This is a genomic window from Actinomadura fibrosa (assembly GCF_900659615.1).
GTDB classification, from domain to species: Bacteria; Actinomycetota; Actinomycetes; order Streptosporangiales; family Streptosporangiaceae; genus Spirillospora; species Spirillospora fibrosa.
This window is the reverse complement of sequence record NZ_CAACUY010000168.1, coordinates 1-20218: the sequence shown is the minus strand read 5'-3', so window position 1 is coordinate 20218 and position 20218 is coordinate 1. Positions and strand designations below refer to the sequence as shown.

The window sequence follows — 20218 nt, the reverse complement described above, 5'->3', positions numbered from 1 at the left end:
CCCGCCGCGCCCACCGCGCCCGCGGCGCTGCTGTGCCCGCCGCACCAACGTGCCCGCCGTGCCCACCGCGTTCACCGCGCCCCCCGCCGTGCCCGCCGTGCCTGCGGCGTCCGCGCCCGCAGACCTCCACCGCACACCCACACCGCACACCGCATCCGCCAAGCCTCAATGCGGGCGCACCCACCGACGCCCCACCCTCGCGACAATCGCCAACCTTGGCCGACGAAGGTTCGCCATCGACATCTCCCCTTACGGCACATCCCGCCAGGTGGCGGCTCGGGAGCATGTGCACCGACCCCACACATCCGCACCACGCTCACCAACCCCGCTCACGCAACGTGCCCACCGGCGTCTCCCTCTCGCCGCAGCACACCCCCACCAAGCCCTCGCCCAGGCACATCCCCACCGGGCCCGCACCCCGGCACACACCCACAGCCCTCACCTCCGCCACGCAACCACCACACCGGCCCAGGGAGCGCGCGCACAGACGCCCACCTCCGCTACACACCCCCCAAGTTCCTCGGCCCGGGCACGGGCACCGATCCTCACCCGCCCTCGCAGTACACCCGCCTCCCCGAATGCCGGAACGTGCTCCCCGGCGTCTCATCTCGCAGAACATCCCCGCCAAGCCCATCCCCGCCAAGCCCCGCCCCCGGAGCACACCCACCGACCCCACCCACCAGCCCCGCCCACCTTCGCGACGGGGCCACCACGCGGCCGGGCGCCTGCTCACGCCCTCGACACGTCGCCACTACTCCATCCCTCTGCCCTCTGCCCTCTGTGTGGGTCAGGGTGTGAAGTCCTTCTCCTCGTAATGCATGAGGTCAATCGCCAGGGCTGCCGCGATGACGAGGACGTGGAGCGGGCCGTGCATCGGTCGACGGAGATCGACCGTGTAGCGGTCGGCGGTGGTGAGCACCTCCTTGCCGAGGCCCGCCCACTTCTTGTCGATCTGTGCGACCTCCACGCCCGCGTGGTCGGTCACCGCGAACCGTCGGCCGAGCCTGTTGCCGGCCAGCTCGCCCACCACTCGGCCAGCGCCATCGTGCAGCGAGTACACAAAAGTGCGGCGTCCGCGGCGGAGGTCACCGATGACGGCGCCCGCCGGATCCAGGACGACAGCCCCGGCCGCGCCCTTGGGCTTGGCGATGACGAACAGCGGAGCGCCGTCCACACCAGTGACCTGGACGGTGCGCGGGGCGCCCCCAGCATCCCCGAACAACGCGCGAAATGCTTGACGCCGCACTGGCACGCGTTCTTCGGCGGCTCTGGCGAGCAGGACGCCCGCTCCGTCCAGGATCGTGTACTTCGAACGCGCCGAGGGGACACCGGGCGGCTGCTCGACCCGCAGGGTGGAGGCAGCGAAGAGGGCATGCAAGGCGAGGCTCTCCAATATCAAGAGGGGCGGTCCCGAAGGACCGCCCCTCTCAGCCGTACACGGTCGTACGGTTTATGGACCTGATCAGAAGTCCATGCCGCCGGCGTCGGGCATGCCGCCCGCCGGAGCCGGGTTCTTCTCGGGCTTCTCGGCGATGACGGCCTCGGTGGTCAGGAACAGCGCGGCGATCGACGAGGCGTTCTGCAGCGCGGACCGGGTCACCTTGGCCGGGTCGAGGATGCCCGACTCGAACATGTTGACGTAGTCGCCGGTGGCGGCGTTGAGGCCCTCGCCCGGGGTGAGCGAGCGGACCTTCTCCACCACGACGCCGCCCTCAAGGCCGGCGTTCACGGCGATCTGCTTCAGCGGCTCCTCCAGAGCGCGCTTGACGATGTTGGCACCGGTGGCCTCGTCGCCCGCGAGCTCCAGCTTGTCGAACGCCTTGGCGCCGGCCTGCAGCAGCGCCACGCCACCGCCGGGGACGATGCCCTCCTCGACCGCGGCCTTGGCGTTGCGGACGGCGTCCTCGATGCGGTGCTTGCGCTCCTTGAGCTCCACCTCGGTCGCGGCGCCGGCCTTGATGACCGCGACACCGCCCGCGAGCTTGGCCAGGCGCTCCTGGAGCTTCTCGCGGTCGTAGTCGGAGTCGGTGCTGTCGATCTCGTTGCGGATCTGGTTGACCCGCCCCGCGATCTCGTTGGCGTCACCGGCGCCGTCCACGATGGTGGTCTCGTCCTTGGAGACGACGACCTTGCGGGCGCGGCCCAGCATGTCGAGCGAGGTGTTCTCCAGCTTGAGGCCGACGTCCTCGCTGATGACCTGGCCGCCGGTCAGCGTGGCGATGTCGCCCAGCATGGCCTTGCGGCGGTCGCCGAAGCCCGGGGCCTTGACGGCCACGGACTTGAAGATCCCGCGGATCTTGTTGACGATCAGCGTGGCCAGGGCCTCCGCCTCGACGTCCTCCGCGATGATCAGGAGCGGCTTGCCGGACTGCATGACGCCCTCGAGGACGGGCAGCAGGTCCTTGTTGGCCGACACCTTGTTCTGAACGATCAGGATGTACGGGTCCTCGAGGACCGCTTCCATCCGCTCGGGGTCGGTCACGAAGTAGTGCGAGATGTAGCCCTTGTCGAAGCGCATGCCCTCGGTGAGCTCGAGCTCCAGACCGAAGGTCTGGCTCTCCTCGACCGTGATCACGCCTTCCTTGCCGACCTTGTCCATCGCCTCGGCGATCATCTCGCCGATCTGCGAGTCACCGGCGGAGATGGAGGCCGTCGAAGCGATCTGCTCCTTGGTCTCCACGTCCTTGGCGAGCTTGGACAGCTCCTCGCTCACCCGCTCGACCGCGGCCTCGATGCCCCGCTTGAGGGACATCGGGTTGGCGCCGGCCGCCACGTTCCGCAGACCCTCGCGCACCAGCGCCTGGGCCAGCACGGTCGCGGTGGTGGTGCCGTCACCGGCGACGTCGTCGGTCTTCTTGGCTACTTCCTTGACGAGCTCCGCGCCGATCTTCTCCCACGCGTCCTCGAGCTCGATCTCCTTGGCGATCGACACACCGTCGTTGGTGATCGTGGGAGCGCCCCACTTCTTCTCCAGCACGACGTTGCGGCCCTTGGGACCAAGGGTCACCTTCACGGCGTCAGCGAGCTGGTTCATGCCGCGCTCGAGACCGCGACGGGCCTCCTCGTCGAACGCGATCATCTTTGCAGCCATAGGCTCCAGTCCTCCCGGAACAAGGTGGCTTAAAAGGATCGAGCCGACGCCCGCGACGGACGGCCCCCGCCGACGACTGCCATTCCGCCGCCGGACTGAGGCCTCATCGCCCCGACCCAGACTGTGAAGCTGTCACTCTCCACAGTAGAGTGCCAACCGTTTGTTTAGCACTCTACCCCGTCGAGTGCAAGCGTCGTACATCCCCACCAGGGAAAGTTCGATCAACCTGACCACACCCGGCCTGACCTGCACCCAAAGCGCCCAAAAGGTCGCCCCACGTGTGCCACCGCACGCCACCGCACACAGCCCTACGTCGCTGTTCGCGCAGAACGCGACTGTGCGACGAAGGAGCGGAGGGATGCTCCGTTCCGCACGCTCCGCAGCCGAACCGGCGTCCTGCACCCAGCCCGGACGCCCCCGCCCCGCGGCCCAGCCACCACCATCGCGCTCCCTCGGCCCCAGCCACACCGATCAGTCAGTGTGGTCGTCCCCGATCGAGCGGCAGGCCGTCTTCCCCTCTGCCGTGGCCATACGCACCGGCGGCCCCGACGGCGCACTACGCGTTGCCGAGCTGGCAGACAGGGCATGGGCAGCAGGCGCCCGGTATGCGCCTGACGACCGTCACGCGCTACCTTGCCGCTTCAGCCCGCTGCCTCCGACACCCCCACTTCGAGCGCAACCCACTCGCCATCCAGCTCAGGCAACAGATCCGCGAGTGCAAAGCAGCCGCTCTGACCGATGACGCCGAAGAAGTGGGAGCGACGTGAGTCCTCTGCCGGCCCAAAGGACCAACCGTTGGCAGGCTCGCGACAGCAGCCGGGCCGCGCGTTGCGGCACCTCAGGGCGGCCTCGTCCTGCCTGCTCGTCGCAGGCCGCGCCGCCGCACTGTTGCTACTTCATGCAGCGGACAGAGTCAATTCTCCCTCGCCCGGCTCCTCGACACGCACGTTGATCGTCGCATTCTCGTCATCATCGAATCGCAGGGTGAAGTAAGGCGACAGCGCCACGAGAAACATCCAACTCTCCCGCTCTTCGCCGGTCAGCGGAGGAATGAGGGTCGCCGAGATACGCCATCCCGAAGCGTCGCTGACAATGACGACGTGGACGTTCACGGAGCACAGGCACGTGTGCCGGTTCGCCCACCACTCCAGCCGGGCCGCACCTTCATACGTGTCCATGGCCGCGAGTATGGCGGGGGCTTAGGCACGGTGGCGATCACCCATCGGACGGATACCCATGGTGGCGTGATGTTGCCGCTTGGGTCGGGAGAGTGCGGAGCTCCCTCTGACCCGAGGTCTTGAGGACGGCGGCTGCCGGAGCCGGTCTACGGCACCCTACGGGCGTCGGTACCCGGCCTGACCTCCGTCCTAGGCGTCCGACAGGGCGTCCTGCCTGTGCCGCTTCGTAGATCGACCCCGAGAAGCGATCTAGATCGCCTTTGCCGTCTTGGTTGCGCAGTGTATTCGTTCGCTACTTAGGGTAGTTATTGGTGGGCTCTACGCCGGATTGGAGTCGACTCTGATGAAGATGAACCAGGTTGAGACCGTTGCGATGAACAGCGTGGTAAGGCGCGTGGTGCAACGTCGGCTCGTGTTTCCGCTGATGCAGGAGCTCGGGGGTCCGTTGCGGTCGGGTTCGCGGATTCTGGAGCTCGGTTGCGGCTCCGGTTACGGCTCCCAACTCTTGCTCGACGAGGTTGAAGCCGCTCACGTGGACGCGATCGATCTGGATCCGGCGATGGTCGCGCGGGCGCGGAGACGGCTGGCGCCCTATCGGGGCCGGGCGCGGGTCGGGGTGGCCGACGCCACCGATATGGCGGCGCTCACGCCTGTTGACGGTTGCTACGACGTGGTGGTCGCCTTCGGAACGCTGCACCACATCCCCGACTGGCAGGCCGCTCTGGCGGAGGTCGCCCGGCTTCTCAGGCCGGGCGGGGTCTTCTACTTCGAGGAGATGACCGTTCATGCCCTCAATCGCTTCTGCTTCAGGCATTTCACCGAGCATCCGACTGTGAACCGGTTCACCGACGTCGAACTGCTCGGCGAAATGGAGTCCCTAGGTCTGGCCGTGACGGGGCACCGTACGTTCTGCTCGGGCCAGGTCGTCTATGGCGGCTGCCAGCGAATCGGCTGACTCAAGGCCTCCGCAGCGCTCTAGGAAGCGTCAGGCGGCCGTTGCGCGGTTGCGGCAGCCAGTGGTCGGTGGTGTGGTTGGTCAGCGTGTCGTGGTCGTCCATCGGCGCCCGTTGTGGGCTATCGGGTGTGCTCGATTTGGGGCCTTCATCGCGCCTGTTGTGTGGTCAGTCGCCTGTTAGGTGGAGTTCCAGTCGTGGGTCGCTTTGGCACTCTGCGGCAAGTCGCTCGATTCGGGTGAGGATCTCGTGTTCGGCGGGTGTCTGCGCTAGGGGGCGGAGTGCGGTCAGTTCTTCGAGGAGTTGCGGCATCTCTACGGACGTCAGCAGGAGGTCTCGGTAAGGATCGATGCGCTTCAGCATCGGTAGTCCGTCGATGTGGTGGGTGCGGGTTACCAGTCGGGCCCAGGTGTCGTGGTCGTCGTGGACGGGCGGGCCTGCTTGTTCGAGTTGGCGGTGGCGTGGGCTGGTGCCTTGGTGGGTGAGCTTCATCAGGGTGACGTCGATGCCCATGGGCGGCTCTCTTGATCTAGGTTTTCAGGGTGCGGATTGTTTCTCTCAATGCTTGGGGCGGGGCGATGTTCGATGACCTCGCCCGGTGGCTGGACGGGTGCGAGGCCAAGGTGCTGTGTTTCCAGGAGGTGACGCATACGCCTGGGCTCGGCGGGTGGACGCGGTTCGACGATGCCGAGCGGTCGCTGCCGCAGCGGGCGAATCTGCTGGACGATATCCGGTCGCGTCTGCCGGGGCACCATGCGCTGTTCACCGTGAGCGACGCCGGGCCGGTCAGGGACGGCGGGGCTTCCTCATATCGGCAGGACTTCGGGCTCGGCACCTTTGTCGCCGAGACGCTGCCCATCGTCGGCATGCGGTCCGCGTTCGTGCATGGCGAGTACGCCGAGTACCGCGAGGAGTGGCCGGTCGATGGACGTCCTCGGGCCGCTCAGGCCGTGCGGGTCTTCGATCGGGAGGCTCGGCGGTTCGTCACCGTCGTGCAGGTCCATGGGTTGCGGGATCAGCGGGGGAAGGTTGATAGTCCGGCTCGGCGGGCGCAGGCCGAGCGGCTCGCGGCCTTCGTTTCGGGCGTGCGCGAGAAGGACGACCTCACCGTGGTGTGCGGCGATTTCAACGTGCTTCCCGACAGCGAGACGTTCGGCATTCTCGGGGAGCTCGGGCTGGTCGATCTGGTGCGGGACGCGGACACGAGGACGTCCCGTTATGCCAAGCCTCTCCGGCACGCGAGCTATCTGCTCGTGTCCGATCCCGGTGTCGTCAAGGGGTTCGAGATCGTGGCCGAGCCGGAGGTGTCCGACCACCGGGTGCTGATGCTCGACCTATAGCGCGCGGACGGACTCGGCCTGGGGGCCGCGGTCGCTCTGCGTGATCTCGAATTCGACCCGCTGGCCCTGTTCGAGGCTGCGGTAGCCGTCCATCTGGATCGCCGAGTAGTGGACGAAGACGTCGCGGCCGCCGTCGACCGCGATGAAGCCGTAGCCCTTGTCGGCGTTGAACCACTTGACCGTGCCCTGCGCCATACCGACCCTGCCGCTCGTCCGTGGTCTCGGCCACGGTGACCTCGCGGCCCCGCCCCTTCTACCGCGGGCCGCGAACCACCCGTGTCAGCGTGGCCCGGCGGGCCGTGGCGGGGTCGACTCGGCGTGATCGGGGACGACCATATACGTCAGGAGCGGAGTCCGGACGGCCGGTAGCGGTCACCGTCCCGGAGCCGGACGAGGGGCAGGATCGCCCGTTCGAGGTCCCTGGGCACGTGCAGGCCGTAGCGGGTCTCCAGCCGGTCGCGGGCGCGGATGAAGCGGGACGTCGCGTCCTCCAGCGTGGGAGGGACGGTCATGATGCCGAGCGGTTCGAGGATGTGGCGGCTCATCTTGAGCAGTTCGCCGCGGACGCGGTCGGACCGGGGGTGCTTGCTGAGCAGCCACAGCGTCCAGTCCCAGAAGTGGGCGTCGATGGCGCCGAGGGTGTCGGGGCCGACGCGCCAGGGCGGGTTCGCGGTGCGCGGGACGTCCGGGAAGAGCAGGTCGACCTTGGCGGGGCCCGGAAGGATCAGCAGGTAGCTGGCGAACTCGGCGAGGGGGTCCCACTGGGCGGCGAGCGGCCCGTGGGGCTGGACGAGCCGGGGCAGGTCGGCGGCCAGCCGGCCGAAGTCGTCGGCGGTGACCAGGTAGTCCCAGCCGGACGGCTCGGCGTCGGGGCCGCGCGTCCGGCAGCCGATGAGCTCGACGCGGCACACGGTGGCGTGCGCGCGGATCGAACCGGCGATCTCCTCCGCTATGCCCATGCAACCGCTCTACCCCGTGCAAGCAGGAGAAAAGCCCCTTCCCGGGGCCGATGCTCCGGGAAGGGGCGAACGTCCGCGGGCGGTCAGCCGCCGGCGACCGCGGGGATGATCGAGATCTGGGCGCCCTCGGGGGTCGGGGTGTCCAGCCCATCGGCGAAGCGCACGTCCTCGTCGCCGACGTAGACGTTGACGAACCGGCGGATCTTGCCCGCGTCGTCGAGGATGCGCGCGGAGATGCCGGAGTAGCTGGCCTCCAGGTCGGCGACGACGGCGCGCAGCGTGGCGCCCTCGGCCTTCACCTCGGCCTCGCCGCCGGTGTAGGTCCGCAGGATCGTCGGGATGCGCACGGACACGGTGCTCATGGCTGCTCCTTTTCTCAGGCGAGGCCCGCGGCGCGGAACGCCTCAAGCGACGGGGCGATGTGGGCGGACGGCGCGACCACCGGCGCGACGGCGTCCAGCGTCTTCAGCCCGTCCCCGGAGTTGATGATGACCGTCTCGGCGGACGGGTCGAGCGTGCCGGCCTCGGCGAGCTTGCGGAGGGTGGCCACGGTGACGCCGCCGGCGGTCTCGCCGAAGATGCCCTCGGTGCGGGCGAGCAGCCGGATGCCGTCGACGACCTGCTCGTCGGTGACGTCCTCGACGGCGCCGCCGGTGCGGCGGGCGACGTCCAGCACGTAGGGGCCGTCGGCGGGGTTGCCGATGGCGAGCGACTTGGCGATCGTGTCGGGCTTCACCGGGCGGACGACGTCGTGCCCGGCCTTGAACGCGCTGGCCACGGGGCCGCAGCCGGCGGCCTGCGCGCCGAACACCCGGTACGGCTTCTCCTCGACCAGGCCCAGCTTGATCAGCTCCTGGAACGCCTTGTCGATCTTGGTGAGCTGGGAGCCGGACGCGACCGGGACCACGATCTGGTCGGGCAGCCGCCAGCCGAGCTGCTCGGCGATCTCGTAGCCGAGCGTCTTGGAGCCCTCGGCGTAGTACGGCCGGACGTTGACGTTCACGAACGCCCAGTCCTCCTGCTCGCCCGCGATCTCCGAGGCGAGCCGGTTGACGTCGTCGTAGTTGCCGTCCACGGTGACGAACGTCCCGCCGTAGACCGCCGTCGTGATGATCTTCTGGGCTTCGAGGTTGGACGGGACGAACACCGCGCTGCGGATCCCCGCCCGGGCCGCGGCCGCGGCGACCGCGTTGGCCAGGTTGCCCGTGGACGGGCAGGCCAACACCTTGAAGCCCAGCTCGCGGGCGGCGGCGAGGGCGACGGCGACGACGCGGTCCTTGAACGAGTGGGTCGGGTTGCCGCTGTCGTCCTTCACCCAGAGCCGCTGGAGGCCGAGGGACTCGGCGAGGTTGTCGGCCCGGACGAGGCGGGTCAGGCCCGGCTCGGTGTTGGGCGTGTCCGCGACGTTGGACGGGACGGGCAGCAGCCCGCGGTACCGCCAGATGTTGCGCGGCCCCGCCTCGATGTCGGCGCGGGTGATCCCGCCGAAGTCGTAGGCGATTTCGAGGGGGCCGAAACACTCCTCGCACGCGTAGAACGGGCCGAGGTCGCGGCGCGTTCCGCATTCGCGGCAGACGAGGGCGGTAGCGGGTCCGAGGTTGCCGGCGGGCGTGAGCTCGGCGCTGGCAGGCGTGAGTGCCATGTGGGCGAGGCCTTTCTCCCCATCTTCCCTGCGCCACCTTGGTCGCAGGCCGGAGTTGGCACCATCTCCCGGCCGGCCTCGCAGGGTAGCGAGCGCGCACTAGCCGAGTGGTTGCCGGGGCTTCGCAGGGCCGGTCCCTCCACCCCTCTGGATGAGCGTTATTCAGTTGTCCGGGGGCTGAGCTGGAAGACCGGCCCGTCGGCCACTGTGCTTCCTGCACCCCTCTGGATGAGCGTTATTCAGTTGTTCCACACGAGCACTATCAGCTCGTATGCGTGACTTTACATGATCTGACCGGATGGCAGACAGGCGGGTCCCACCGATTGAGACGTTACCCGGGAGTGCGCTTGATCACGCCGGCGGGTCCGTCATCTCGGGTCGGTGACGGGGGTCTCGGCCTCCTCGGCGGCGGGGCCCGTGGCGCGGGGGGCGCCGGGGCCGCTGACGCGCGCCGGCGGGCGCTGGGTGGGGTCGAGGAAGACGTGGCCGACGATCGGGACGCGCTCCCGGAGCCTGCGGTCGATCTCGCCCGCGACGTCCTCGGCCTGGTCGGCGCTGATGTCGTCCGAGAAGTGGACCTTCGCGGCGACGAGCAGCTCGTCCGGGCCGAAGTGCATGGTGAGCAGCTCGTTGACGCCGGTCACGCCGCGGGCGGAGGCGATCTCGTCGCGGATCTCGCGGAGCGTGGCGGAGTCGGTGGCCTGGCCGATCAGCAGGTCCTTGCTGTCGCGGCCGAGCGCGAAGGCGACCACGACGAGCAGCAGGCCGATGAGGACGGACGCGAGGCCGTCCCAGAACGCCGAGCCGGTGATCTCGCGGAGGGTGAGCCCGGCGGCGGCGATGGCGAGGCCGACCATGGCGGCGGTGTCCTCGAACAGGGCGGCCTTGAAGGTCACGTCGGGCGTCTTGCGGACGTGCTCGACGAGCTGCCTGCCGTTGTCGCGGGTCTCCTGGCGGGCCTGGTGGAAGGCCCGCACCCAGGACGTCCCCTCCAGGAGGGCGCCGAGGACGAGGACGGCGTAGGCGAGCCAGACCTGCGTGCCCTCGTTGCTGTGGCCGCTGATGGTGAGGATGCCCTCGAAGATCGAGAATCCGGCGCCGGCGACGAGGATGCCGAACGCGGCGAGCAGCGACCAGAAGTAGCGCTCGTTGCCGTAGCCGAAGGGGTGGCGGGGGTCGGGCGGGCGGGCGCTGCGGCGCAGCGAGGCGAACAGGAAGCCCTGGTTCAGGGTGTCGGCGACGGAGTGCGCGCCTTCGGCGAGCATCGCGCTCGATCCGGCGAGGACGCCGGCGATCAGCTTGGTGATCGCCAGGATGAGGTTCGCGGCACCGGCCACGAGCACGGTTTTCTTCGTTTCGGACCTGCTCACCCCGCCCAGGTACCCCTCGCGGATTCCCTTAATCCAGGCGGTTTCCGACTCATTGGTACTTATTCGCCTCCCGCTTGACCGATCCCCCGGGTCACTTTGGTGCGCACCGCTCCCAACTGAGACCCTGCCCGTATGAGCCAAGTGCTGGTGGCCTCGAACCGCGGCCCGGTGTCCTTCTCCCTGTCCGAGGACGGCGCGCTCACCATGCGGCGGGGAGGGGGCGGTCTCGTCTCCGGCCTCGCCGCGGTCACCGGCGCCCCCCGCGATCCCGGCCCGCCGCGCGCCACCCCCGACGGGTCGGGGGCGGGCGAGCACGATGGCGTCCCGGACGTCCTGTGGGTGTGCGCCGCCCTCGGCGACGCCGACCGGAAGGCCGCGCGGCGGTCCCCGGACGGGCGGCTCGACCAGGCCGGATACGGGACGGGCGGCGCCGCGGTGCGGATGCTCGACATCCCGGCCGCCACCTTCCACCGCGCGTACAACGCGGTGGCGAACTCGACGCTCTGGTTCGTCCACCACCTGCTGTACGACACCCCGCGCAGCCCGCACTTCGACGCCCGCGCGCGGCGGGACTGGCAGTCCTACGAGGCGTACAACGCCGCGTTCGCCGACGCGCTGGCCCGGGACGCCGCGCCGGGCGCGAAGGCCGCGGTGCAGGACTACCACCTGTCGCTGGCGCCGCGGATGCTCCGCGACCGGCGTCCCGACCTGCGGATCGTGCACTTCTCCCACACGCCGTGGGCGCCGCCGGAGTACTTCCGGCTGCTCCCGGACGACATCGGCGAGCGGATCCTGCGCGGCATCCTCGGCGCCGACCACGCGGGCTTCCTCACCGAGCGGTGGGCGTCGGCGTTCCTCGACTGCTGCGCCGCGCTGCTGCCCGGCGCGCGTGTGGACCGGGCCGCGCGGACGGTAACCTGCGGCGGGCACACGACCCGCGTCGGCGTCCACGGGCTCGGCATCGACGGGCCGGCGCTGCGCCGGAGGGCCGCCCAGCAGGACGTCGTGGACCGGGCGCGCGCGCTGCGCGAGCAGGTCGGCGACCGGCAGCTCATCGTGCGGATCGACCGGACGGAGCTGTCGAAGAACATCGTCCGCGGGCTGGCCGCGTACCGGGAGCTGCTCGTCGACCATCCCGAGTGGCGCGGCCGGGTGGTGCACCTGGCGTTCGCCTACCCGTCGCGCTACGACCTGCCGGAGTACCGCGAGTACACGGCCGCGGTGGAGCGGACCGCGAAGCAGATCACCGAGGAGTTCGGCACGCCGTCCTGGGACCCGCTGATCCTCCAGGTGAACGACGACTACCCGCGCTCCCTCGCCGCCTACGGCCTCGCGGACGTGCTGCTCGTCAACCCGATCCGGGACGGCATGAACCTCGTCGCCAAGGAGGGGCCGGTGCTGTCCCGGCAGGGCTGCGCGCTGGTGCTGTCGCGGGAGGCGGGCGCCGCGGCGGAACTGGCGGACGGCGCGCTGCTGGTCAACCCCTACGACGTGTCGCAGACCGCCGAGACGCTGCACCAGGCGCTGCTGATGCCGCGCGACCAGCGGGCCGAGCGGTGCGCCCGGCTCGCCGCCGCCGCGACCGCGCTGCCGCCGCAGCGCTGGTTCGCCGACCAGCTCGCCGCCCTCGACTGATCCGGGCGCGCCCGGCCGGCCGTCCCGAGGACGGGGTGAGCGTCGACCGGCGGCGCGGGCCCCCAAGGAGCCTCGGAAAAGGGCGCCGCGCCGCCGGTCAACGGATGGGGGCTGGGGTGGACGTCTTCGCGGCCGGAAGGCAGACGACCGGGTTCGGCTCGTAGCGCCGCTGCCAGCGTTCGCGCAGGTCCGCCTTGCGCTGCGCCATCCGGCGGTGCGCGCTGGTCCGGGTGAAGCGGGCGAGCTGCGCCGCGGACGGACCGGGCAGGCCGCTCGGCTCGTAGCCGTACTCGGCAAGCCGCTCCCCGAACGCCGCCTCGGCGAGGCCGATCTCCCACGGTTCCAGCCGCTGCGCCCACGCCCCCACGCGGTCGGATGGCACCGGGCCCGAGCCGTCGACGGCGCGGCGGCGCTCGCGCAGCCCGCGGTCGCGCGGCGCCCGCGCGAGCGACCCGCGCTGCGGCGGGACGGGCGGGGCGGTGTTCCCCGTCCAGGTCATCGCCGGGTCGTAGTCCTCGCCGAGGAAGCCGCACAGCCGGATCAGCTCGTCGGCGGGGTCGGCGATGAGCCGCTCGTACTGGAGCTCGTAGTAGGCGTCCGGACCGAGGCGGGTCGCGAGCCGCCGCCCGGTGTCGATCGTCTCCCGCCACACGGAGATCGCGTGGTGGACGTCGTGCTCGAACCAGGGCATCTCCTGGAGCGTGGCGACGCAGTCCCGGCCGTCCCGGACGAGGTGGACGAACTGCGCGTCGGGGAACATCCGCAGCAGCGTGCCGACGTGCTGGGCGTAGGCCGGCCGCCGGTCGCCCCAGCGCGGCTTGCCGAAGCGGCGGGCGTACGCGCGGAACACGATGCCGAGGGCGGAGCCGAGCGTGGGCGGCCCCGCGGCGATCTCCGCGGCGACCTCCGCGGCGTCCAGGCCGAGCTCGCTGAACCGGGTCTCCGGACGCTCGGTCAGCCAGGTCGCCAGCGCGCGCCTGTTCTCCCTGTCGTTCAGGTCACCGAACTCGCACCGCGCCGTGTAGGCCGGCAGGACGAACCTCGTCTCGGTCGGGATCGCGATGCGAGGGTGCGCGTGCAGCATCGAGCGCAGCAGCGCCGTTCCGGAGCCGGTGCAGCCGAACAGGAAGATCGGTCGCTCGGGACGGGAGGCGAGGTCGGGTGACATGCACGGCATGCTCGCCGACGCACCCGCCCCGCGCCGCGCGTCCCGGGCCTCGCTTGCCGACCGCTTACCGATGCTTGACGGCCGGTGACCTGCGGGTTCCGCACGATCTACGTGGCGGCCCCGCGGGCGCCCGGCGTCAGGTGTAGGACTCGCCCAGGGTCTGCCTGACCTGCTTGCGGGCCTCGTGGATGCGCGACTTCACCGTGCCGAGCGGCAGCTTGAGCTGCTCGGCGATCTCGGCGTACTCCAGCTGCGACACGTCCCGCAGGACGAGCGCCTGGATCAGGTCGGGCTTGCGTGCTTCGAGGTCCTCCATGGCGTCCAGGATGTCGACGCGCGAACCCGCGATGACGCTGGTGCGACGCGGGTCGGGACGCTGCTGCGGCAGCTCGCCGGCCTGCTCGACCGAGCGGCGCTTCAGCGAGCGGTACGTCGAGCGCGCGGAGTTCGCCACGACGACGTGCAGCCACGTGCTGAACCTGGACCGGCCCTCGAAGCGGTGGATGTTCCTCGCGACCTGGAGCAACGCGTCCTGGCAGGCCTCCTCGGCGTCCTGCCGGCACGGCAGGAAGCGCGAGCTGTGCCGCAGCACGTCGGGCTCGATCTTGCGGAGGAGCTCGTTCAGGGCGGACTGATCACCCTGGGCCGCCTTGACGGCCAGCTCCTCGGTCCTTTCATCGAATGCCATGCCGCGCCTCTATGCTCGATCGCACACACACCCCGTTTGTTGGGCATGATACGGGAGTGTCCTTCCCACCATCAGTCGGCCGTTATCGAATCGATCGCGTCCTGGGTTCCGGGGCGTTCGCCTCTGTGTGGCTCGGGCACGACGACGCACTCGAGTCGCAGGTCGCCATAAAGGTCCTGTCCGGCAGCCTCATCGACGACCTGGACGTGCGCAATCGCTTCCTGGAGGAGGCCCGGATCCTCCGGCGGGCCGATTCCGAGCGGCTGGTGCGCGTGCACGACATCGGGGAGCTCCCGGACGGGCGGCCCTACTTCGTCATGTCGTACGCGGACCGCGGGACGCTCGGCGACCGCATGCGCGAGCGGCCACTTCCGGTCAGCGAGGCGCTCGTCCTCGCCGAGGAGATCGCCTACGGCGTCGAGGTCATCAACACGCTCGGCGTGATCCACCGCGACCTCAAGCCGTCCAACGTGCTGTTCCAGTCGACACCGGACGGCGGCGAGAAGCTGCTCATCGCCGACCTCGGCCTCGCGAAGGCGCTCGCGCACGCGTCCGGCGCGTTCACGCTGCCCGTCGGCACCCCCGGCTACATGTCGCCCGAGCAGGCCCGCTTCGGCGGCGGCCTCGACGTCCGCGCGGACGTGTACGGGCTCGGCGCGCTGACCTACCACATGCTCACCGGACGGGCCCCGGGCCCCGCGCCGGTCAAGGTGCCGCCGAGCGAGCTGCGCGAAGGCGTCTCCCCCGCGTTCGACCAGGTCATCCTGCGCGCGCTGGAGGTCGAGCGGGAGAAGCGGTGGCCGACCGCCGAGGCGTTCGCCGAGGCCCTGTCCACGCTGCGCCCGACGTCCGTGCCCGGTCCGGCGCCGTCCTCCCCGGCGGGCCGGGCGCAGGCCCAGGGCGGGTCGCAGGCTCAGGGCGGGCCGCAGGCCCCGGCGCCTCCGCAGCCGCGGGCACCCGTCATCGAGCCGGACGCGACCATCCAGGACTTCTACCGCGACGGCCGGGTCGCGCAAGGCCAGGGCGCACCCCCGCCGCAGGGCCCGGGCCAGCAGCAAGGCCAAGGCCAGCCCCAGGGCCAGCCCCAGGGGCAGGGGCCGGTGCCCGTTCCGCCGGGGCCGGGGCAGACGCAGCCGCCCGGGCCCGGTTCGTCCAGCGGTGCCGCGCCGGACATGCACACGCGGTTCGACCAGCCCCCCTCGGCCTTCGACCGGCCTTCGAGCGAGGACGACGTCCACACGTCGGAGATGCGCGTCCCGCCGAGGCCCCCGTCGTCGCCGGGCGGCGAGCCCGCGACGATCGTCGACCAGCCCAGCGAGCGCGGCACGCCGTTCGGACGGGTCGAGGCGCCGACCGATCCCGACGACGACCGGACGGTGGGCATCCAGCCGCCCGCCGCGCCGCCGCAGCCGTCCGGTGGCGGCGGAGGCGTGGGCGGCGACGGCAAGACGGCCGTGTTCCCCACCCAGCCGCCGCAGGGCGCGCCCACGCCGCAGGGCCCGTCCGGTCCGGGCGGCCCCGGTCAAGGGCCCGGCGGCCCCGGCGGCCCCGGTCAAGGGCCTGGCGGGCCTGGTCAGGGGCCGGGCGGGCAGCCTCCGTTCGGCCAGGGGCAGCAACCGCTGCCTCCCACCGGCTTCCAGCCTCCGCCGCCCGGTCCCCAGGGGCCCGGTCCCCAGGGGCCCGGTCCGCAGGGGCAGGGCGGAAAGGGCGGCGGGTTCCTCGGCAAGCTCAAGGGCGCGGGCGGCTCCAAGGCAGGCGGCCCAGGCGGCTCAAGTGGTCCGGGTGGTCCGGGTGGTCCGGCCGGAGGTCCGAAGAAGTTCCTCGGGCCGCCGCTGATCATCACCGTGGTCGTCCTCGTGGTCGCGGTCGTCGGCGGGCTCACGCTCGGCATGCTGTTCAACGGCGGCGGGGGCGGCAAGGACGGCGACGGCGGGAAGGGCGGCGGCGTCCCGAAGGACTTCGCGCAGGTCGCCGACGCGTCCGGGAAGATCAAGGCGGCGGTCCCGAAGGCCTGGCCGAAGCAGCCCGACCCGACGTGGACGCCGTCGACGGTCCGGCTGAACGACGCCCAGGCGCGGCCGGTGCTCCGCGCGACCCCGAGCCAGCCCGCGTTCGTCGGCGACGGGAAGGGGCCCGGCGTCTTCATCGGCCTGACCACCGACCTGCGGCCGGGGCAGCTGCCGCCGCCGAGCGCGGCCGTCCACCCGCAGTGCACGAAGGCCGCGCCGGAGAACTACACCAGCCCCGACAAGGCGCTCACCGGGACGATCACCCGCTTCACCGGCTGCAAGACGGGGACGCCGACGGTCACCGAGGTCGGCCTGAAGGACGCGGCGGGCAAGTTCGGCCTGTGGATCCGGGTGAAGGAGACCGACGGCCGCAACGCCACGAAGGACATCCTCGACAGCTTGAAGGTCACTGGTCCCTGACCCACAGGTCAGAGGACGCCGGAGGACGGGCGGCGGCCCGCCGGGAGAGGATCTCCGCGGTGGGCCCGTCGGCCGGGAGGAACGCCTCCAGCCTCAGCTCGGCGATGGTGATGTCGGTGGCGGTGGCGAACGTGGTAACGGTCGTCATCAGCCGCAGGGCGCCGTCCGCCGAGCGCAGGTGCAGGGGGACGGCGAAGCCGAGGACGCCCGCCGGTTCGGTGCGCGGCCCGACGTGACCGGTCAGTTCGGCGTGGAGTTCGGTGAGCCGCTCGTCGGGGTCGCGCTGGTTGGCGTTGGCGATGCCCTCCAGGATGTGGCGTGCCCAATCGGCGAAGTTCTCGATGCGGGGTGCGAGACCGTCCGGGTGGAGGGCGAGACGGTAGGCGTTCACGGGGGCGTCCAGGAGGGCGGGCGCGCATCCCTCGGTGAGGATGCCGAACGCCGCGTTGCCCGCGACCAGGTCGCCGTAGCGGTCGATGACGATGGCCGGGTACGGCATGTGCGCGACCAGGAGGTGCTCCAGGGCGGCGCGGACGGGGGCGAGCACGGGATCGTCCAGGGACGTCTGCGGGTAGACGGGCGCGTACCCGGCGGCGGTCAGGAGGGCGTTGCGCTCCCGCAGCGGGAGTTCGAGCGACTCGGCGAGGCGGACGACCATCGCGCGTCCCGGCTCGGAGCGGCCGCTCTCCAGGAAGCTGAGGTGCCGCTGGGTCGTCCCGGCGCGGATCGCGAGTTCGAGCTGGCTGAGGCGTCGGTGGGTCCGGCGCTCGCGCAGCGCTTGAGGAAAGCTCACGGGAGCAGTTCTAACGTCCGCGGCGTCGTCCCCGCCATTCCCGGGCGGGAATTGCCGGGGCGCACGGACGGCTCGGACGATGCCGCCCATGAACACGATGCGAGCCGTGGACACGGCGGGGCCCATGGCCCAGGACATCAGCGTCGGCGTGCTGCTCCCGATCGGCAAGGCCCAGTGGGGCGGCTCCGATCCTCGCGAGCTCGTCGCCTTCGCTTCGCGGGCCGAGCGGCTGGGTTATGACTCCCTGTGGGTCAACGACGGGATCACGGAAGCGCGCATCGAGGCCCTGACGATGCTCGCGGCGGCCGCTCCGGTGACGGAGCGCGTCACGCTCGGGACGGCCGCGCTCATGCCCGTCCTGCGGCGTCCCGTCCAGGCGGCGCAAGCGCTCGCCTCGCTGGACCTCCTCTCCGGCGGGCGTCTGGCGCTCACCGTCGGCGCGGGCTTTCCCGGCCGTTTCGGTAAGCCGATCTATGAGCTGTCCGGGGTCCCCTGGGCGAACCGCTTCACCCGCTTGGACGAGACCGTGTCGCTCTGGCGACAGCTATGGAGCGGCTCGGAGAACACGTCCTTCCATGGGGAGGTCCTCCACTTCGACGGTCTCCCGCCCGTCGCGACCCCGTCCCGGCCAGAAGGACCGCCCATCTGGCTGGCCGGCAGCACACCCGCGGCGCTGGACCGTACCGGACGCATGTACGACGGCTGGCTCCCGTATCCGCCACGTCCCGCGGACTACGAGACCGCCTTGGCGGATGTCCGCCGCGCCACCGAAGCCGCCGGACGTCCCGCGCACGCGGTCACACCGGCCCTGTTCGCGTCCGTGCTGGTCGCCCCGGACGTTGCGGCGGGACGTCGCACGCTTCAGGAGTTCTGCCTCGCCAACTACCGGCTTCCCCTCGACGAGGTGGAGCGGATCCAGGCGGTCGCCACGGGCACGGCCGAGCAGGTGGCGGCGCGGCTCGCCGAGTACACGGCCGCCGGTGCCCGCCATCTCGTCCTTCGGCTGGGCGCGACGGACCTGCCGTCGGCCCGCGACCAGCTCGAACGCATCGCCTCGGACGTCCTGCCGCGGCTCCGCGAGCCCTCCCCGCCCGGGTTGCCGTAACTCGCGGTTGCATCGCGAGCAGTCTCGATATATCGTTAATGCATCGCAACCGATCAACGATAAGGAGACTGCGATGCGTGAACCCACGAGAAGGCGCGGAGGCTTCCGGAACCCCGAGGAGCGCGCGCGACGCGGAGACCCGTTCGGCCCCTGGGGCGGTCCCGGCCCGGGCTTCGGCCCCGGTTTCGGACCCGGCCGGCACGGGCGGGGCGGCCGGGGCGGCCGCCGCACCCGGCGCGGCAACGTGCGGGCGGCGCTGCTCGCCCTGCTCGCCGAGCGGCCGATGCACGGCTACGAGATGATCCAGGAGCTCGACTCCCGCACGGGCGGGGTCTGGCGGCCGAGCCCCGGCTCGGTCTACCCGACCCTCCAGATGCTGGAGGACGAGGGCCTGGTCAGCAGCGAGGAGCAGGGCGGCAAGCGGCTGTTCTCCCTCACCGACACCGGCCGCGAGGAGGCGTCGGCGCAGACCGTCTCCCCCTGGGACGAGGTCACCGAGGCCGCCGGCGAGAACGTCCTGCGCGAGCGCGAGGCCTTCGGCCAGATGCTCGGCGCCCTCCAGCAGGTCATGGCCGTCGGAAGCGACACCCAGAAGGAGCGCGCGCTGGCCGTCGTGAACGACGCCCGCCGCCGCATCTACGGGATCCTCGCCGATGACCCCGAGGCCGAGTGACCCGAACCCGTCGTGGCCTCCGGACCCGTCCGGAGGCCACGACGCTCACCCGGCCGGTCCCGCGCACGCGGGGGCGGCGCGGGATCGGCCGGGCGACGCCGAGACGCGGCGGCCGTCCGCGGGCCGCGGGAGCTCCGCGGGCCGCGTGAGCATCCCGGCCTGGCGCGTGTTCCGCCTCCTCAGCGGATCCGGCTGAGCCCGGCCGGGAAGGAGCGCGGCGACTCAGTCCGGGAAGGCCGAGGGCGAGTCAGTTCGGGAAGGGCGCGTGCTGGGCGAGCCTGTCGGCCATGTACAGCTGCTTCCAGACGTACAGGCCCATGTCCGCGCGCGACAGCCGCCGCGCCACCGGCACGTCGACCGTCGCGCGCACCAGGTAGGACGAGCCGCCCGGCATGTACCTGTCGCCGCCGTCCCCCGCGATCAGCTCCCCGCCGGCCAGCCGCCGCAGCACCTCGCTCTTCGTCGGCGGCGTGCACATGTCGTCCGGGACGCCGGCCTGCGGCATGCACCGGCCGCGCGCCTGCGGCGTGACGAGGTCGCGCTTGAGGAACACGTCGCCCGGGAAGTCGAGCAGCACCTTGCCGCGCGTCGGGTTCGTGAGGACGTACTCGATGTAGGCGAACGACGTCCCGGACGGCGGCTTCTGGGACGTCGTCACCAGGCCGTCGTCGACGCCGCCGGTGACCGCCGCGATCCGGTACCGGGCTCCGTCGGCCGTCCCCACCTCGATCGGCGTCCCGCTGCGCGGGAGCTTCGACCCGCCGATGCCCGCCTGCGTCCCGGCGGCGCTCTGCCCGTCCTTCGACTGCGAGGTCAGGACGATGCCCGCCGTGACCAGCCCGGCGAGGACGAGCACGCCCACCGCGACGAGCCCTCTCCGGCGGCCGTTGCCCCGCGGGCGGACGTCGCGTCCACGCTCACGGATCTCGGGTCCGCGCGCACGGACGTCGGGTCCGCGTTCGCGGGGCTCGGGTCCGCGTTCGTCGAGGGAGCCGAGGCGCACCTGCACGCCGCTGGTCTCGCGGATGCCCATCGGGCCCGTGGTACCGGACGGCGACCGGGCTCCGCCCGGCGGCAGGGGGACGCCGGCGTGCGGGTACGACGCGCCGGGCGGCGGCACCTGGATCGGCGGCGCCGCCACGACGATCGGCCGCGTCGGCGCACCCGGCGGGACCGGCCCCCCGGCCGGCGGTG

At 71.5% G+C, this 20218-nt stretch carries 19 protein-coding genes and 1 riboswitch; of the genes, 6 read left to right on the top strand and 13 right to left on the bottom strand.

The features are described from left to right. Positions 1–787: 787 nt before the first annotated feature. From E1300_RS35365 to E1300_RS35355, 3 genes are all read right to left on the bottom strand, one after another. Positions 788–1393, bottom strand: a complete 606-nt coding sequence (locus E1300_RS35365; protein ID WP_165503134.1) for a phospholipid scramblase-related protein — start codon at positions 1391–1393, stop codon at positions 788–790. Positions 1394–1462: 69 nt separating this feature from the next. Beyond that, the gene (gene groL / locus E1300_RS35360; RefSeq protein ID WP_131761469.1) at positions 1463–3091 is read right to left on the bottom strand and encodes a chaperonin GroEL; all 1629 of its coding nucleotides are present in this window, start codon (positions 3089–3091) and stop codon (positions 1463–1465) included. An 896-nt stretch (positions 3092–3987) separates the two neighbouring features. Next, positions 3988–4269, bottom strand: coding sequence for a hypothetical protein (locus tag E1300_RS35355; protein WP_131761468.1), 282 nt, complete (start codon positions 4267–4269; stop codon positions 3988–3990). A 343-nt stretch (positions 4270–4612) separates the two neighbouring features. Between E1300_RS35355 and E1300_RS35350 the strand changes: the two genes are divergently transcribed. Continuing rightward, entirely contained in the window at positions 4613–5224 is a 612-nt protein-coding gene (locus tag E1300_RS35350) for a class I SAM-dependent methyltransferase (RefSeq protein ID WP_131761467.1), read from the top strand. A gap of 166 nt (positions 5225–5390) precedes the next feature. Here E1300_RS35350 and E1300_RS35345 read toward each other — a convergent pair whose 3' ends face one another. Continuing rightward, positions 5391–5735 (bottom strand): hypothetical protein, encoded by a 345-nt coding sequence (locus E1300_RS35345; protein WP_131761466.1) that lies wholly within the window; start codon positions 5733–5735, stop codon positions 5391–5393. A gap of 29 nt (positions 5736–5764) precedes the next feature. On the opposite strand from E1300_RS35345, the gene E1300_RS35340 reads away from it, so the two are divergent. Then, positions 5765–6562 carry an endonuclease/exonuclease/phosphatase family protein gene (locus tag E1300_RS35340; protein WP_165503133.1) on the top strand — a complete coding sequence of 266 codons (798 nt, stop codon included), beginning with the start codon at positions 5765–5767 and terminating at the stop codon, positions 6560–6562. Here E1300_RS35340 and E1300_RS35335 read toward each other — a convergent pair. The 5 genes from E1300_RS35335 to E1300_RS35315 form a co-directional block, all read right to left on the bottom strand. Beyond that, on the bottom strand, positions 6557–6757 hold the full coding sequence (locus E1300_RS35335) for a cold-shock protein (protein ID WP_131761464.1): 201 nt from the start codon (positions 6755–6757) through the stop codon (positions 6557–6559). The two genes, E1300_RS35340 and E1300_RS35335, sit on opposite strands and share 6 nt — an antisense overlap. A gap of 146 nt (positions 6758–6903) precedes the next feature. Further along, positions 6904–7521: a hypothetical protein gene (locus E1300_RS35330; protein WP_131761463.1), complete on the bottom strand. Its 618-nt coding sequence runs from the start codon at positions 7519–7521 to the stop codon at positions 6904–6906. An 83-nt stretch (positions 7522–7604) separates the two neighbouring features. Continuing rightward, on the bottom strand, positions 7605–7883 hold the full coding sequence (locus E1300_RS35325) for a MoaD/ThiS family protein (protein ID WP_131761462.1): 279 nt from the start codon (positions 7881–7883) through the stop codon (positions 7605–7607). Positions 7884–7897: 14 nt separating this feature from the next. Continuing rightward, a complete protein-coding gene (gene thrC / locus E1300_RS35320; protein WP_131761461.1) occupies positions 7898–9163 on the bottom strand; it encodes a threonine synthase in 1266 nt (421 codons plus the stop codon). A 16-nt stretch (positions 9164–9179) separates the two neighbouring features. After that, a riboswitch (SAM riboswitch) is annotated at positions 9180–9321 on the bottom strand. A 210-nt stretch (positions 9322–9531) separates the two neighbouring features. After that, positions 9532–10533, bottom strand: a complete 1002-nt coding sequence (locus tag E1300_RS35315) for a cation diffusion facilitator family transporter (RefSeq protein WP_242619588.1) — start codon at positions 10531–10533, stop codon at positions 9532–9534. 132 nt (positions 10534–10665) lie between these two features. On the opposite strand from E1300_RS35315, the gene E1300_RS35310 reads away from it, so the two are divergent. Then, positions 10666–12168 (top strand): alpha,alpha-trehalose-phosphate synthase (UDP-forming), encoded by a 1503-nt coding sequence (locus E1300_RS35310; protein WP_131761460.1) that lies wholly within the window; start codon positions 10666–10668, stop codon positions 12166–12168. Positions 12169–12265: 97 nt separating this feature from the next. Here the strand turns inward: E1300_RS35310 and E1300_RS35305 are convergent, their stop codons facing one another. Together E1300_RS35305 and E1300_RS35300 are read right to left on the bottom strand one after the other, a co-directional pair. After that, positions 12266–13336 (bottom strand): sulfotransferase family protein, encoded by a 1071-nt coding sequence (locus E1300_RS35305; RefSeq protein WP_131761459.1) that lies wholly within the window; start codon positions 13334–13336, stop codon positions 12266–12268. A 136-nt stretch (positions 13337–13472) separates the two neighbouring features. Beyond that, the gene (locus tag E1300_RS35300; protein ID WP_131761458.1) at positions 13473–14024 is read right to left on the bottom strand and encodes an RNA polymerase sigma factor; all 552 of its coding nucleotides are present in this window, start codon (positions 14022–14024) and stop codon (positions 13473–13475) included. Positions 14025–14149: 125 nt separating this feature from the next. Here E1300_RS35300 and E1300_RS53595 point away from each other — a divergent pair, with 125 nt between their 5' ends. Next, entirely contained in the window at positions 14150–16453 is a 2304-nt protein-coding gene (locus E1300_RS53595) for a serine/threonine-protein kinase (RefSeq protein WP_370785461.1), read from the top strand. Here E1300_RS53595 and E1300_RS35290 read toward each other — a convergent pair. Next, positions 16440–17246: a helix-turn-helix domain-containing protein gene (locus tag E1300_RS35290; protein WP_131761457.1), complete on the bottom strand. Its 807-nt coding sequence runs from the start codon at positions 17244–17246 to the stop codon at positions 16440–16442. The genes E1300_RS53595 and E1300_RS35290 overlap by 14 nt on opposite strands. A gap of 88 nt (positions 17247–17334) precedes the next feature. On the opposite strand from E1300_RS35290, the gene E1300_RS35285 reads away from it, so the two are divergent. Both E1300_RS35285 and E1300_RS35280 read left to right on the top strand, forming a co-directional pair. Further along, positions 17335–18351: an LLM class flavin-dependent oxidoreductase gene (locus E1300_RS35285; protein ID WP_242619587.1), complete on the top strand. Its 1017-nt coding sequence runs from the start codon at positions 17335–17337 to the stop codon at positions 18349–18351. Positions 18352–18424: 73 nt separating this feature from the next. Further along, on the top strand, positions 18425–19024 hold the full coding sequence (locus E1300_RS35280; protein ID WP_131761456.1) for a PadR family transcriptional regulator: 600 nt from the start codon (positions 18425–18427) through the stop codon (positions 19022–19024). A gap of 247 nt (positions 19025–19271) precedes the next feature. On the opposite strand, the gene E1300_RS50520 is transcribed toward E1300_RS35280, so the two are convergent. Beyond that, positions 19272–20057: a hypothetical protein gene (locus E1300_RS50520; RefSeq protein WP_207400127.1), complete on the bottom strand. Its 786-nt coding sequence runs from the start codon at positions 20055–20057 to the stop codon at positions 19272–19274. Positions 20058–20218 lie beyond the last annotated feature (161 nt).

Excerpts from the sequence above, each read along its gene's own strand:
- E1300_RS35310 (WP_131761460.1), top strand. The coding sequence starts at position 10,666 with ATGAGCCAAGTGCTGGTGGCCTCGAACCGCGGCCCGGTGTCCTTCTCC.
- E1300_RS35350 (WP_131761467.1), top strand. The coding sequence starts at position 4,613 with ATGAAGATGAACCAGGTTGAGACCGTTGCGATGAACAGCGTGGTAAGG.
- groL (WP_131761469.1), bottom strand. The coding sequence starts at position 3,091 with ATGGCTGCAAAGATGATCGCGTTCGACGAGGAGGCCCGTCGCGGTCTC.
- E1300_RS35300 (WP_131761458.1), bottom strand. The coding sequence starts at position 14,024 with ATGGCATTCGATGAAAGGACCGAGGAGCTGGCCGTCAAGGCGGCCCAG.
- E1300_RS35305 (WP_131761459.1), bottom strand. The coding sequence starts at position 13,336 with ATGTCACCCGACCTCGCCTCCCGTCCCGAGCGACCGATCTTCCTGTTC.
- E1300_RS35330 (WP_131761463.1), bottom strand. The coding sequence starts at position 7,521 with ATGGGCATAGCGGAGGAGATCGCCGGTTCGATCCGCGCGCACGCCACC.
- E1300_RS35355 (WP_131761468.1), bottom strand. The coding sequence starts at position 4,269 with ATGGACACGTATGAAGGTGCGGCCCGGCTGGAGTGGTGGGCGAACCGG.
- E1300_RS35335 (WP_131761464.1), bottom strand. The coding sequence starts at position 6,757 with ATGGCGCAGGGCACGGTCAAGTGGTTCAACGCCGACAAGGGCTACGGC.
- E1300_RS35285 (WP_242619587.1), top strand. The coding sequence starts at position 17,335 with ATGAACACGATGCGAGCCGTGGACACGGCGGGGCCCATGGCCCAGGAC.
- E1300_RS35345 (WP_131761466.1), bottom strand. The coding sequence starts at position 5,735 with ATGGGCATCGACGTCACCCTGATGAAGCTCACCCACCAAGGCACCAGC.
- E1300_RS50520 (WP_207400127.1), bottom strand. The coding sequence starts at position 20,057 with ATGGGCATCCGCGAGACCAGCGGCGTGCAGGTGCGCCTCGGCTCCCTC.
- E1300_RS35280 (WP_131761456.1), top strand. The coding sequence starts at position 18,425 with ATGCGTGAACCCACGAGAAGGCGCGGAGGCTTCCGGAACCCCGAGGAG.
- thrC (WP_131761461.1), bottom strand. The coding sequence starts at position 9,163 with ATGGCACTCACGCCTGCCAGCGCCGAGCTCACGCCCGCCGGCAACCTC.
- E1300_RS35325 (WP_131761462.1), bottom strand. The coding sequence starts at position 7,883 with ATGAGCACCGTGTCCGTGCGCATCCCGACGATCCTGCGGACCTACACC.